Source organism: Clostridium sp. AF28-12, assembly GCF_003435225.1.
Lineage (GTDB): Bacteria > Bacillota > Clostridia > Lachnospirales > Lachnospiraceae > Pilosibacter > Pilosibacter fragilis.
Genome location: NZ_QWGJ01000003.1, coordinates 70,789 through 84,644 on the forward strand (window position 1 = coordinate 70,789; position 13,856 = coordinate 84,644).

Annotated in this window: 12 protein-coding genes and 1 pseudogene; 12 read left to right on the plus strand and 1 reads right to left on the minus strand. The window is 46.4% G+C overall.

Going from position 1 to position 13,856, the window contains the following annotated elements; translation table 11 throughout:
- The 7 genes from DWY93_RS03915 to DWY93_RS03945 all read left to right on the plus strand — a co-directional run bounded on the left by DWY93_RS03915 (position 1) and on the right by DWY93_RS03945 (position 5,416).
- Positions 1-684, plus strand: coding sequence for a YggS family pyridoxal phosphate-dependent enzyme (locus tag DWY93_RS03915; protein ID WP_015554528.1), 684 nt, complete (start codon positions 1-3; stop codon positions 682-684).
- 17 nt (positions 685-701) lie between these two features.
- Positions 702-1,214, plus strand: a complete 513-nt coding sequence (locus DWY93_RS03920; protein ID WP_117470268.1) for a cell division protein SepF — start codon at positions 702-704, stop codon at positions 1,212-1,214.
- 12 nt (positions 1,215-1,226) lie between these two features.
- Positions 1,227-1,982, plus strand: a complete 756-nt coding sequence (locus tag DWY93_RS03925) for a YlmH/Sll1252 family protein (RefSeq protein ID WP_117470267.1) — start codon at positions 1,227-1,229, stop codon at positions 1,980-1,982.
- A gap of 12 nt (positions 1,983-1,994) precedes the next feature.
- Positions 1,995-3,095: a 3-dehydroquinate synthase gene (aroB, locus tag DWY93_RS03930; RefSeq protein ID WP_117470266.1), complete on the plus strand. Its 1,101-nt coding sequence runs from the start codon at positions 1,995-1,997 to the stop codon at positions 3,093-3,095.
- An 8-nt stretch (positions 3,096-3,103) separates the two neighbouring features.
- Entirely contained in the window at positions 3,104-3,613 is a 510-nt protein-coding gene (gene lspA / locus DWY93_RS03935) for a signal peptidase II (RefSeq protein ID WP_015554532.1), read from the plus strand.
- Positions 3,614-3,616: 3 nt separating this feature from the next.
- Entirely contained in the window at positions 3,617-4,528 is a 912-nt protein-coding gene (locus DWY93_RS03940) for an RluA family pseudouridine synthase (RefSeq protein WP_117470265.1), read from the plus strand.
- Between the two features lie 255 nt (positions 4,529-4,783).
- Complete coding sequence (locus DWY93_RS03945; protein ID WP_015554533.1) at positions 4,784-5,416, plus strand: cytidylate kinase-like family protein; 633 nt, start codon at positions 4,784-4,786, stop codon at positions 5,414-5,416.
- A 138-nt stretch (positions 5,417-5,554) separates the two neighbouring features.
- On the opposite strand, the gene glmS is transcribed toward DWY93_RS03945, so the two are convergent.
- Positions 5,555-7,372, minus strand: coding sequence for a glutamine--fructose-6-phosphate transaminase (isomerizing) (gene glmS / locus DWY93_RS03950; RefSeq protein ID WP_117470264.1), 1,818 nt, complete (start codon positions 7,370-7,372; stop codon positions 5,555-5,557).
- Between the two features lie 325 nt (positions 7,373-7,697).
- Between glmS and DWY93_RS03955 the strand changes: the two genes are divergently transcribed.
- From DWY93_RS03955 to DWY93_RS03970, 5 genes and pseudogenes are all read left to right on the plus strand, one after another.
- A complete protein-coding gene (locus tag DWY93_RS03955) occupies positions 7,698-9,932 on the plus strand; it encodes an NlpC/P60 family protein (RefSeq protein ID WP_117470263.1) in 2,235 nt (744 codons plus the stop codon).
- Positions 9,933-11,086: 1,154 nt separating this feature from the next.
- Entirely contained in the window at positions 11,087-11,371 is a 285-nt protein-coding gene (locus DWY93_RS03960; RefSeq protein WP_117470262.1) for a hypothetical protein, read from the plus strand.
- 366 nt (positions 11,372-11,737) lie between these two features.
- Positions 11,738-11,887 (plus strand): hypothetical protein, encoded by a 150-nt coding sequence (locus DWY93_RS17075; protein ID WP_158553069.1) that lies wholly within the window; start codon positions 11,738-11,740, stop codon positions 11,885-11,887.
- A gap of 38 nt (positions 11,888-11,925) precedes the next feature.
- On the plus strand, positions 11,926-12,552 hold the full coding sequence (locus tag DWY93_RS03965) for a hypothetical protein (RefSeq protein ID WP_117470261.1): 627 nt from the start codon (positions 11,926-11,928) through the stop codon (positions 12,550-12,552).
- Between the two features lie 555 nt (positions 12,553-13,107).
- Positions 13,108-13,815 (plus strand): annotated as a pseudogene (locus tag DWY93_RS03970) (ATP-binding protein); the annotation flags it as partial.
- Positions 13,816-13,856: the final 41 nt, after the last annotated feature.

The window sequence follows — 13,856 nt, forward strand, 5'->3', positions numbered from 1 at the left end:
ATGTCAGTTGCAGAGAATATAAAGAACGTAAGAGAACGCATGAACGCAGCCTGCCTTCGCGCGGGAAGAGATCCGAAGGAGGTCACCCTGATCTCCGTCAGCAAGACGAAGCCGGTCTCCATGTTGATGGAGGCCTATGAGGCGGGAGAGCGCGACTACGGCGAGAATAAGGTACAGGAGATCACGGAGAAGCGCCCACAGATCCCGGAGGACGCGAAATTCCACATGATCGGTCATCTCCAGACAAACAAGGTCGGACAAGTCATCGACAAAGTGGTCCTGATCCACTCCTGTGACAGCGTCCACCTGGCAGAGAAGATCGAGAAGGAAGCCGCAAAGCGCGATATGATCGCCAATGTGCTCCTTGAGGTCAATGTGGCGAGAGAGGAGAGCAAATTCGGCATGTTCTTAGAGGACGTAATTCCGAATTTAAAGGAGATCCAGGCATTTCCCCATGTCTGCGTAAAGGGAATGATGACCATTGCACCAAATGTCGAAAATGCAGAAGAAAATCGAAAATATTTTAAAGAATTATATCAATTATATGTTGACATCAAAAATAAAAACATTGATAATGGTACTATGAGTGTGCTGTCCATGGGTATGACCGGCGACTTCGAGGTAGCCGTTGAGGAGGGTGCAACCATGATTAGAGTAGGAACCGGAATCTTTGGTTCCAGATAGATTGGAGAGAACTAGATATGAGCTTTTTAGGCAAGATTATGGATACGATGCGTCTGAACGACGATGAAGATGACGATTACTTCTTAGATGACGATTATGAGGATGAAAAGCCGGCGAGAAAGAACCTTTTCAAGAAGCAGACAGCTGATGATTTAGATGATTATGAGGAGGAGAAGCCAAGATTTTTACCCCGCACCACCAACAGCAATAAGGTTGTTCCGATGCGCCGCGGAAGCGGAATGGAAGTTTCCTTAATTAAACCGACCTCCTTAGATGACGCAAAGGAGATCTGCGATTATTTGCTTGCCGGAAAGGCAGTAGTCCTTAATATGGAGGGAATCCACACCGAGACCGCACAGCGGATCATCGATTTCACATCCGGATCCACATATTCCATGAACGGAAATCTCCAGAAAATTTCCAACTACATTTTTATCGCAACCCCGCAGTCCGTTGAGCTGTCCGGTGACTTCCAGGATCTTCTTACCGGAGGAAACTTAGACGTATCCGGACTCAACATCCATCTTTAATTAAGGATCCATATGGAAAAGGAAGAACAGCTTTTTAGGAAGCGGATCCAGGAACTGGCAGAAAACGCTTACTCCCGCGATATCCCGCTTCACACAGATTTTCTGACGCTCGCAGAACAGACTGTCTTCCAGAATATGTCGGCTACACTGCCGCCGGTGAAGTTCGTACTTTCCGGCGGCTTTCCGATGTCTGAAAGAAAGGTTTTGTGCTTTCTGGCGTCCTATGAGGAGGAACTTTACGCGCCGCCCTTCGTGTGTTTAAAGATCGTTCCCGCAAACAGGCGCTTCGCGGAGAAGCTGACCCACAGAGACTATCTCGGGGCGATCATGAATCTCGGAATCGAGAGGGCCATGATCGGGGACATCGTCCTGCAGGATGGAAATGCCTGGGCGTTTGTCATGGAAAAGATGAGCAGATATCTTGCGGAGAATCTCACGATGATCCGGCACACCTCTGTTGTCACGGAGATCACGGCAGATTTTTCTGAGCTTCCGGAGCCAGAGATGGAGGAAATTTCAGGAACAGTGAGTTCCGTCCGCCTGGATTCTGTTATCGCGCTTTGCGGAAGACTTTCCAGGACGAGGGCAGCATCATATATCGAAGACGAGAAGGTCTCTGTCAACGGGGCTGTCTGCACGAATGTATCGCTGAATCTTCGGGGCGGAGAGATCTTATCGATCCGCGGCATCGGCAAATTCCGGTTTGGCGAGCCAGGAAATCTTACGAAAAAGGGGCGGACATCTGTCGTGGTGTACCGCTATAAATAGGAGGTTAGCCTTATGATCACAGAACATGTAAACCGGATCCCTGTCCATCTCGACGGGAAGACCATTTATGATATCGTACTGGAAGATTCTTTTGACGCCCTTGCAAAGGAGATCTCCGCGCTGGGCACTGAGAAGAAAAAGATCTGCATCATCGCGGATTCCAACGTGGCTGACTTGTATCTTGATGAAGTGACAAAGATCCTTTCCGGTTGCTGCCGTGAGGTCACATCCTACGTGTTCCCGGCAGGAGAAGAGAATAAGAACCTGAAGACAGTCCAGGGCGCTTACGAGCACCTGATCTTAAACCATTATGACAGAAAGGATCTTCTTGTGGCTTTAGGTGGCGGTGTCACGGGAGACCTCTGCGGATTTGTGGCTGCAACCTATCTCCGCGGCGTGGATTTTGTCCAGATCCCGACAACACTGTTGTCCCAGGTGGACTCCGGAATAGGCGGAAAGACCGGTGTAGACTTTGATTCCTACAAAAATATGGTAGGCGCTTTCCACATGCCGAAGCTTGTATACACGAATGTGTCCGTACTTCGCACACTTCCGGACGATCAGTTCTCCGGCGGTATGGGAGAGGTCATCAAGCACGGCCTGATCCGCGATAAGGAGTATTTTGACTGGATCAAGACAAACAAGGAGAAGATCCTCGCAAAAGATGCGGACACCTTAAAGCTTCTGATCCAGGGAAGTGATTTCATCAAGCGGGAGGTCGTTGAGATCGATCCAACAGAGCAGAATGAGCGCGCGACATTAAATTTTGGCCACACCTTAGGCCATGCCATCGAGAAATTAAAGAACTTTACGATGCTTCACGGCCACTGTGTCGCTGTCGGTGCCCTGGCTGCCATGAATATCTGCAAAGAGCGCGGACTTGTAAAACAGGATGAGATCAGCGTGTACAAGGCACTGATGGAGTACTTCGCTATCCCGATATCCGTTTCCGGCCTTGATCCGGAGGAAGTCATCGCTGCGACAAAAAATGATAAGAAGATGGAAGCCGGCGTTATCAAGTTTATTCTTTTAGACCGTGTGGGTCATGCCTATATCGACCGCACCGTCACGAAGGATGAGATGGAGCGCGCCCTGGCAACTATTTTCAGATAGGAGTTTTTATGAATACCATCGGAAAACGCTACGGTGTTCTTGCCGTATGTTCCGCCCTGCTCATCGCTCTGGACCAGTGGGCGAAGAGTATGGCTTATAACACGCTGCGGGTCAATGGGCCGCTTGTGCTGATCAAGGGAGTCTTTGAGCTTCTGTACTCGGAAAACAGGGGCGCTGCCTTTGGAATTCTTCAGGGAAAACAGTGGTTTTTCTTCCTGGTTGCTGCGGCTGTTGTGATCGCGGTCCTTGTTTTTGTGGCAAAGCTTCCTTCCGGGAACCGGTATCTGCCGCTCTATATTTCCATGGTCCTTCTTCTTTCCGGCGCGGTCGGAAACCTGATCGACCGTGCGGTGAGAGGATTTGTGGTGGATTTCTTCTACTTCAGCCTCATCGATTTCCCGATCTTTAATGTGGCAGACTGTTATGTAGTCTGCGCGGCCGGACTTCTGATCCTTCTCATCGGCTTTTTCTATAAGGAAGATGAGCTTTCCTTCCTTTCATCGAAAAAAGGAGAATAACCAGTGAGAGAAGAATATTTTGTGACGGAGGAGACGGCGGGAGACCGGATCGATAAGTTCCTTGCGGAACAGTATGAGAATCTTTCACGCTCCTTCCTTCAGAAGCTTTTAAAATCAGGGGAAGTTATGGTAGGCGGACGCCCGGTGAAGGCAAGCTATAAGGTGGCTGAGGGGGATCTGATCTCCTTCGAGGTGCCGGAGGCTGTGGAGCCGGAGATCGTGCCGGAGGATATTCCACTGGATATTTTATATGAGGACCATGATGTGATCCTTGTAAATAAGCCGAAGGGGATGGTGGTTCATCCGGCTGCTGGACATTATACGGGGACATTGGTGAATGCGCTGATGTTTCACTGTAAGGAAGACCTCTCCGGGATCAACGGAGTTCTGCGCCCGGGAATCGTCCACAGGATCGATATGGACACCACTGGCGTCATCATTGCATGCAAGAATGATCTCGCCCACAATTCCATAGCGGCACAGCTCAAGGAGCATTCCATCACCCGCCGTTATCAGGCGATCGTTCACGGAGCCCTGAAGGACGATGAGGGAGTGATCGACGAACCTATCGGGAGAAGCCCAAAGGACCGGAAGAAGATGGCAGTCAATTATAACAACGGAAAATCCGCAGTGACCCATTACAAGGTGCTCACACGGTTTAAGGATTTCACCCATATCGAGTGCCGCCTGGAGACGGGTAGAACGCACCAGATCCGCGTTCATATGGCAAGCATTGGACATCCGCTCTTGGGTGATGCCGTTTATGGTCCGGCGAAATGCCCGTATAAGCTTCAGGGGCAGACGCTGCACGCAGGGATTTTAGGGTTCGTGCATCCGCGGACGGGGGAGTATATGGAGTTTTCGGCACTGTTGCCGGAATATTTTGAGGAGCTTTTGAGAAAATTGCCGGGATAATTTTTCCCGGCTTTTTTGTGTAATAAAAAAATCCTCGAAACGTGCCAATGATGCGCACTCGCACGAGGATGTGGATTGTCGCAAGCGACCGCGCTCGGCGCGAGAATGTGACTTGGCACATTCTTACTTATTCTGCTTTATGCATATACTGATACAAAAATTCAGAAAATTTACGGGATAACTCTTGCATATTGACTGCAATTTTTGTATAATATAGCTATCAGAAGGCTTGATGACAGAAAGGAGCTGTGGCATATGAGTGATAACCTTATTATTACGATCGGAAGAGAATGCGGAAGCGGAGGAAGACATATCGGGCAGGCATTAGCAGAAAAACTCGGTGTAAAATGTTATGACAAAGAGCTCCTGAATCTGGCCGCAAAAGAGAGCGGTCTCTGTAAAGAGCTGTTTGAGACCCACGACGAGAAGCCGACGAGCAGTTTCTTATATTCCCTGGTAATGGATACATATTCCCTTGGATATACGAACTCTGCATATATGGATATGCCGATCAACCACAAGATCTTCCTTGCGCAGTTTGATACGATCAAAAACCTTGCGGACAAGGAATCCTGCGTAATTATCGGACGCTGTGCTGACTACGCGCTGGCTGATTATCCGAACGTGGTATCCGTATTTATTACAGCCAACGAGGACGTGAAGATCAGGACTTTGATGGAACGCCATAAGATTTCTGAGTCCCAGGCGAAGGATGTCATGATCAAGACCGATAAAAAACGTGCCAGTTACTATAACTATTATTCCAGTAAGCGCTGGGGCGATTCCAAGAGCTACGATCTCTGCATGAACAGCAGCAAGATCGGTTATGACGGAGTTGTGAAGATGATCCAGGATTTTGTGGAGATCAAGAAAGGTTATAAGAAATAAGTGATATGAAGACGGGGCAGGAAGCAGAATCAAGGCTGTTTTCTACCCTGTTTTATTGTCTGAAATTATACCAACGTATGTAAAAAGGGCCAGCGCTTTGAGGCACTGGCCTAATAATGTTGAATATGATAGCTTTTTTTATTCCACCGTCACAGATTTCGCAAGATTTCTCGGCTGATCCACATCGAGGCCTTTCTGGACGGAAGCGTAGTAGGCGATGAGCTGGAGGACAACGGCGATCGGGAATACGGTGAATTTATCATCTTCCTTCGGGATCCGGATGATCACATCGGCGATTCCCTCGTCGACAGCGGTATCTTCCGTTACAAGAAGCACCACATAAGCACCTCTCGCCTTCACCTCACGGATATTGGAGATGGTCTTTGCGAAGATGTGTTTCTGGGTCGCGATGGCGATCACCGGGACATGGTCTGTGATCAGGGCGATGGTTCCGTGCTTTAATTCACCTGCTGCGTAAGCCTCCGCGTGGATGTAGGAGATCTCCTTTAACTTTAACGCGCCTTCCAAGGAGAACGCGTAGTCCATGCCGCGGCCGATAAAGAACACATCCGGGTAATTCACGATGTGGGTGACGATCTCATTGATTGTATTCTCATCGCGGATCATGGTCTCCATGGCGGAAGCGCAGTTTAAGAGATCACTCATGAACTGCTCTGCATGTTCCTCCGTGTATACGCCGCGTACAAGTGCCATACGGCAGAAGAGAAGATAGAGGGCAGCGATCTGTACCGTGTAGGCTTTTGTGCTCGCCACGGCGATTTCAGGGCCTCCATGGGTATAGATCACGTAGTCGCTCTCGCGGGCGATCGTGGATCCCTTTACGTTTACAACTGAAATTACAGTGGAACCGCATTCCCTTGCGAGGCGGAGTGCCGCCAGGGTATCGATGGTCTCGCCGGACTGGGAGATCACGATGGTGAGGGTCGAGTCATCGATCAGCGGCTCCTCGTAGCGGAACTCAGAGGCGATGGACACGGTCACCGGAATTCTGAGGCGTGGCTCAATGAGGGCTCTCGCCACCATTCCCGCATGCATGGCAGTTCCACAGGCGATGACACGGATATTTGTGATCCGCTTTAAGAGCTCATCCGGGATCTTCTCATCGGAGAGGTCCGGGAGACCTTTTGTGAGGCGCGGAAGAATCGTCTTTTTTAATACTTCCGGCTGCTCGTGGATCTCCTTCATCATGAAATGCGGGAAGCCGTTCTTCATGGCTGCGTCCGTGTTCCAGGATGCCTCGAGGATCTCCGGCTCCACCTTTGTACCGTCAAGCTCGTAGAGGCTCGCGTGGTAGGCAGTGAGCTGTACGAGCTTTCCTTCCGGGACAACAAAGTATTTTTTTGAGTACGGAAGAAGAGCCGTCAGGTCAGAGGCGATCATGGCTCCGGAAGCTGTGTAAGCGGCTACAAGCGGGCTTACGTTTCTCACTGCATAAATTTCACCCGGCCGGTCCTCAAATATGATACAGAAGGCGTAGGAACCTTCCAGCTGTCTTAAGAACTCATGGATGGAGGAGAACGGGTCACCGTTGTAGATCTCGTTTAAGGTCGCAGCGGCAACTTCCGTGTCTGTCTGGGAATGGAGCTTTCCCTCCAGGTGGTATTTTGCTGTCAGGGCATGGTAGTTCTCGATGATGCCGTTATGGATCATCGTCACTTTTCCTGCCACATGCGGATGGGCATTCTCACTTGTCACGCCGCCGTGGGTCGCCCAACGGGTGTGGCCGATTCCGCAATGGGAAACGATGGGATCTTCCTCGCATACTTTGCGCAGGGCAGCAACTTTTCCGACTTTTTTGATAAAGTGGATTTTTGAGTTCTCGTCAAATAAAGCGATTCCCGCGCTGTCGTAGCCGCGGTACTCAAGCTGGGTGAGACCATTGAGCAGTACTGTCTGCGCATCTAAAGGACCGCAGTATCCGATAATTCCACACATATATTTTCATCTCCAGTTTTTCGTTATGTAATATTAGACTATGTTTCACGCGGTATCATGCTATCTTGAGGTCCCCTGCGGGACCTTCCTAATGTTCAGAAGGGACGCAGAAACCTTCCTGTAAGCAAGCTTACGGGACATTCCTGTATCCCCCCCTGGCGACTGCACGAGCCAACTTGTTACGATTATAGTATTAAATGGATGGAAAGTCAATCCGCGCCTGTTTCCATGGGGAAAATTAAAAAAATCTTAACAAATTTTCCTTCCCCTATATGTTATACTAACTCCGTTATATTTACATAATGCAGGAGATGTACGCTCGAAAATGAAGTTGAACGACCATTTAGATTTTCATAAATTACCTTTTGATAAAGAAAAGATCCGCGAGCAGGTGGAGAAGATCGCCGCGGACTGCATGCACTGGGTGACAGGCAGGCAGAATGCGAGACCGCTTTTAGCGATGGTTTTATGTACCTGTATCGCGTTTTCCGCCATGCTTCCCTATATTCCGGTGATCGCCCCGGCGGAGACCAGCACGGAGCGGATCTATGAGCCGGAGACCGTCGATATTCTCGAGGATCCTACAGAAAATACGACGGATGAGACTACAGCGGAGATCGATCCGGATGCACCGGCTCCATATAAATTAAACTTTTCGAACATGTACGAGGAGGGATCGGAGACCAGCTATGCGGAGATCCTGATGAAGGAATTGATCCAGAAGGACTCCAAGTGGTTTGCCGCGATCTATGACATGGCAAACAAAGCTCCGGCAAAGCTTGCCCCGTCCTTTGGCCGCAAGGCGTCCTCTGTTCTCGGACAGTATAACCCGACCTCGAAGACTCAGGATAAGAATAATCCGGCTTCCTGGTATGTGGAGCATTTTAAGAATGTCAAGGTTACGTTTTACAACGGCGACGGCGAGGTCACGTCCGCAGTGTCAAATGCCCAGGATATTCTTTCCATGGCAAGTGTTTATGCGTTTTATAACGGGATCACGGATCTTGACACGATCCGCACCTATGTGAATGACCTCTGGACGAAGTCCCATTCCTACCAGGCATCCCTTGGAAATGTCTATTACTGCGACGGCTGCGTGGATCCGAACACGTCTGCGGAAGAGGGAGATTCCGAGCTGGAAGGTGAGGATACCTTTGTATCCGGACGAAATATTGACACGGAGATTCGAACAGACGCAGGCGATGAGGTCATCGACCAGGCCGGAGATACGGTTTCTGTAAACGGCGAGAGCCACAGTGATGGTTCCTCCGCATCAGGTTCCGCCCAGGATTCCTCCGCACATACGTCCATGGTGGCTGAAACAACGACAGTTCCTCCGTCGGCTGCAAACCATACAGAAGGTGCCGCGACGAAAGAGTCCACTACAAGCGCCTTGGATTCCCTGGCTGAGACGGCTGAGAGCGTGATCCAGGAGACCACAAAGAAAGCGACGATCATCCGCGTGGAGGATAAGACCGAGGCAGCCACGAAATCTCCGGAGGCGGAAGCTTCAACGACTGCAGCGCCGACAACGAAAGAGGAGACGGTTCGCGAAACCACTGCTCCTTCCACGGAAGGAACGGAAGAGACTTCAGTGAAGGTCATCCGAGTCGGCAGCAATGAAGAAGCGGACCATGAATATTCCGGTTATGCTGTCCGGGCGGCAGCGGAAGAGCAGAATGCGGAGACATTCCTTTTAGAGCCGGAAACGGCGGCAGGAAGTGAAGCAGGCAGTGAAACCGGTGGTCTGGAACAGGCAGCCGAAGTGGAAGAGAGCGCTGCCAACGGATATAGCGTCCATACGGCGGCTGCATCCCATGCACTGATCTGTCCCGGACATATCGATCTGAAGATCTCAGCGACCATCCGCACACTCAACGAAAATTCAAATCTTTACAGTGTCGATGACACAGGAAACACTGTGGGAGAGACGGAGTCCGTATCCGCGGACGGAACCGGCTGGGAAGGCTGGAACCGCAGAATGATGTCCTTTGTAAGCCATATCAACCGCCAGGACTGGACAGAGACATATGGGCTCAACGTAGTCGTGGAGGGCACGAGAGCGCCGCTCTCAACGACGGAGATTGACTCCTACATGAGCAGACTTCCAAAAGATACTTCAGAGACGAGAAAGAATATTATCCGGTACGCCCTTCAGTCTGTCGGAAAAGTTCCGTATTACTGGGGTGGAAAGGCCAGCGCCCAGAATTATACTGGCAACAATTTCGGTTCCGTCACGATCCCGGACCACAAGGGACGTATCTTAAAGGGACTCGACTGCTCCGGATGGGTCAACTGGGTATACTGGTCCGTCACAGGAACACATCTGCCGTATGAGGGCACAGAGGGCTTAAGGACTCTTGGACGGCAGGTAAAACGTCAGGATTTGAAGCCGGGCGATATCGTGGTAATCACGGGATCCACGCCGCATGTTATCATGTTCCTCGGATTTACCTCAAACGGACAGATCCAGTGTGTCCATGAGACGGGGTCCGCGAACAATGTCACAATTGGCGTGATGAACGCGAACTGGCCGTATTATAGAAATCTGCTGGATTAATGGAATGTAGTTCTGGGAATTAACCGATTTGTCTGGTTCTGGGGACGAAAAAGTAATTTTAAATAATTTGATCTGTGTGAATCTGTATGAAATTGATTTTATGATTGTGATGAACATTTTTGTGCGGATCATGTGCAGCACCTTCTTTACAGCACATCAGGGGTCTAGAAAGACTGGAATGCGGCTGGAGAGAAGGTGCTTGCTTTATTTAGATTTAGTGTGCTGAATAAATGAATGATAGATATATTATGGCATTTTTGTTTTGAAAGCTGTCAATGTAGGTAAACTTATCACAATGTCGTAATGAAGAAACCTAGTGCTTACGGCAATTTTTGATTTCTTTGTGTAAAGTACTATCTACATTTTTTGTGTACAATATATCACAAAGCCGTAATATGTAGGTCGGGTTATCACAAAGTCGTCATATATAGGTAAATATGTCACAAAGTCGTCACCAAGTAGGTAAACCGTTAATGTTCCATTTTTCCTCTCTAAAAGAACATCGAATCTTGCAAAATTAAGAAGTAATGGCGTAGGATGGAATATTGCACCAACGTTCATCAGTGTAATTTTCAAATAGTTTTCTTCAGCGAAAAATGAACCATCTCCAAAGTACTGGTTTATAAGGGCTCACACAGCTTTTGTTTTACTAACTAGGAAAGCGCTCGCCGCTACATTGGTTTTTTCCCAGAAATAGATACTTTGATATAATCCGCTTTTCCTTCTTTTCTATGTACAAAAATTAAATGTTATACTAAATATGATATATTGAATCGGAGGTGAAGGATATAAATCTGATTACAGCGGGATCGTCTGTTTGTGACGCCGGTAAAATCGGCAGTTTCCTATATGCCGGATGCCCGATATGAGTTGCCGATAACGAAAGTGAAGAAAAAGAATTAATAAAAATTGAATCGAGGAGGCAGTTCTGCGCTGATAATTGGATACGCTGAAGAAAATATGGCGGGAGTGGATTGAAAGGAAAATTTTTTGGATGCTTATAAGAGAAAAAATTACAGATAATTAACTAAAATAGAAACAATATATTACGAATTATGAAGATATGAAGAAGTGTATTGAAAACAGTACAATTTGATAATATAATTCAAAAAAAAGGAAAGAGTAACGCGGACTGCACCAAGACAGGAGGCAGTATGGGCAAGGAGAAAATTAAAATAAGATATATCATTTTCGTGCTGATAACCATGGGCGTAATATTTTTTGGAAAAATAACTAGGCTTGATAATTTAAACGCAGAAAAAATCGCCGGGATCATACTCGTGTCCCCACCTTATAAAAAGAGAATAACAGGTCAGCAAAAGATTGAAGAATTTACAATCCTGTTTAATGACAGAAAAAAGAAACCTGTATTCTCAATCACTCCACCCAAATGGTCGGGACAAAGGAGCCATTATATCAATGGAAACATACCAATATAATATTATTTTTTGCGGGGAGAACATTACGGTGAACAGACCAAAATATGTCATGGACAAATCGATAGATTTTGAGTTGGATCAGTTCCTGAAAAATATAATTAACAAAGCCCCATTAAGATGGATGCCTCCCGGATAAGGAGGTCGCTATGATGAATAAATCCGTAAAAACATGGTTTCTGTGGCAAAGAGCTATATGGCAGTAACATATGAATGTGAATAGGAAAGTTTGTTTCATATAACATATGAAAACAAAAGGATTAACGAATATTGAAAAGGAGATGATTCCAATGGATATGTCCCATGTAGATAACTAGCACTGCACACTAAGTAACGAGACATACTAAACAATGAAAAGGAGAGCACTCTATGAAAAAAAGATTTCTGGTACTCTGCAGCATGACACTATTCCTCTTGTCTGCCTATTCATCCACCTCTTTTGCAGATCAAAAGGCGGGGGAATCTAAAACCTATACGGTAGATGATATCAATAATGGCTTCACCAATTATTTAGTATAAATTAAACATAACTTTGAACTTCACAGCAAGAGGGAAAAATGAAAAAAACAAAGTTTGAGATTTTGATTTTTATATGTATGATACTTTTGGGATTAGGGTGTTTTCTTATTGCCACGAAAAATAACCAATATAATTTTTTCGAGGATATTTTATCACGTTATCCCGAAGAGAATATTGCAGGAACTCTTATGGTAGATTTAACACATGATGGTAATGATGAGTTACTTGTTATAAGCCAGGATGCCTTGGAAATCACATTGGAAATATATGCTATAATAGATGGCAATCCTATTGTAATATATAAAGACCATGCCTCTGATAACCATGCTGGATGGCGTTGGTACTATTTAACTGTTGTTGACCATAAAAACTATATCCTACAGTATACACCTGAGATATGGAATGGCATAGGAAATTACCATTTTGAAATATTTTCCTTTAATCAGAAGGGCCAGAAAGAAATATTAGAGACACAGGAACTGCCATATGATTCGATACATACTTCAGAGGATAATAAGCAGGATTTATTAATCAAAACACAGAATTTTAAAGCTATCTATGAAAAATGGCAAACCAACAGCATACCATTGATTACCATAGGCAGCGATCCGCTAACCGGTGATAATGATAATTATGTCCTGGAGAAAAAAAGTAATATTGAATAATTCCTATTATAGCGTAAATGTGTTTAATAATAAAAGCTTTGGGAAATCTAATAGAAGTTTTCCCTGTTATACCGGTTGTATTACATTGATTGATGCAATATGTCGTGCAGTAAGCAGTAATTCTAATATTAATACGGACGATCATATTCGGCAAATGGAACGACGTCTATTAAATCATAAAATTTTCATATGGGGTATTGAAAGATAATGTCGTATTATTAGCACTGGCATAATGCGGCATTATTTTTATATTAGGATACGAGGAGGACTGACATGTTTGCAAATAAAAAGGCAGGAATTATAATTCCGAAAAAATAGTAGAAAAGCGGGATTTCCATGTGATTGTGATAAGTGTCCTACATCTTTGTGACATGTTTACCTACATCGACAATATATTATGGCATTTTTTGTTTTGAAAGCCGGAATATTGACATTGGGGATGGAATAGGGTATGATATGGATAGATTTCCAACTATTCGTGAAAGAACAGTTTATCGAATAGTTATGGCGAAATTCCGGTGATTTACCATGTTTTCCATGAAATGAGGTTTTCTAATGAAATTACAAAGACTTTTAAGCCTGGTTCGTCAGGCTGTTGATGATTATACTCTCATCGATGATCAGGACCATATTGCTGTCGGTGTTTCCGGCGGTAAGGACAGTCTGGCTCTTCTCTATGCGCTCCATGAACTGCAGCGCTTTTACCCGAAACATTTTACGCTTCATGCATTCACAGTCGATCTCGGATTCGGAATTCAGGATTTCAGCGGCATAAAGGCTTTTTGCGACGGCTTTCAGGTTCCTCTCACAATAATCCCCACCGAGATCGGGAAAATCGTTTTTGAGACCCGTAAAGAGTCAAATCCCTGCGCGCTGTGTGCGAAAATGCGCAAAGGAGCCTTAAACCTTGAGGCAAAGGCCGCCGGATGCAATAAGATCGCTTACGCGCATCATAAGGATGATATTATTGAGACGATGCTGTTGTCTTTGATGTTCGAAGGACGTTTTTATACGTTTCCACCAAAGACATTTTTGGACCGCACAGAACTTACGGTGATCCGCCCTCTCATGTATGTCTCTGAGGCGGATGTGATCGGATTTAAGAATAAATATAATCTTCCGGTGTGCAAAAATCCATGCCCTGCGGATGGACATACGAAACGCGAGTATGTTAAGAATTTAACCAGTCAGTTAAATAAAGAAAATCCGGGAATTAAGGAACGGCTGTTTCATGCGGTAATTTCCGGAAATATTGAAGGGTGGAATTCTGGGAATATCGGAATGGCTGGAACATCTGAGGAGGT

Excerpts from the sequence above, each read along its gene's own strand:
- DWY93_RS17075 (WP_158553069.1), top strand. The coding sequence starts at position 11,738 with ATGAAAAAAAGATTTCTGGTACTCTGCAGCATGACACTATTCCTCTTG.
- DWY93_RS03960 (WP_117470262.1), top strand. The coding sequence starts at position 11,087 with ATGGGCAAGGAGAAAATTAAAATAAGATATATCATTTTCGTGCTGATA.
- DWY93_RS03920 (WP_117470268.1), top strand. The coding sequence starts at position 702 with ATGAGCTTTTTAGGCAAGATTATGGATACGATGCGTCTGAACGACGAT.
- DWY93_RS03945 (WP_015554533.1), top strand. The coding sequence starts at position 4,784 with ATGAGTGATAACCTTATTATTACGATCGGAAGAGAATGCGGAAGCGGA.
- glmS (WP_117470264.1), bottom strand. The coding sequence starts at position 7,372 with ATGTGTGGAATTATCGGATACTGCGGTCCTTTAGATGCGCAGACAGTA.
- DWY93_RS03925 (WP_117470267.1), top strand. The coding sequence starts at position 1,227 with ATGGAAAAGGAAGAACAGCTTTTTAGGAAGCGGATCCAGGAACTGGCA.
- DWY93_RS03955 (WP_117470263.1), top strand. The coding sequence starts at position 7,698 with ATGAAGTTGAACGACCATTTAGATTTTCATAAATTACCTTTTGATAAA.
- DWY93_RS03915 (WP_015554528.1), top strand. The coding sequence starts at position 1 with ATGTCAGTTGCAGAGAATATAAAGAACGTAAGAGAACGCATGAACGCA.
- aroB (WP_117470266.1), top strand. The coding sequence starts at position 1,995 with ATGATCACAGAACATGTAAACCGGATCCCTGTCCATCTCGACGGGAAG.
- DWY93_RS03965 (WP_117470261.1), top strand. The coding sequence starts at position 11,926 with ATGAAAAAAACAAAGTTTGAGATTTTGATTTTTATATGTATGATACTT.
- lspA (WP_015554532.1), top strand. The coding sequence starts at position 3,104 with ATGAATACCATCGGAAAACGCTACGGTGTTCTTGCCGTATGTTCCGCC.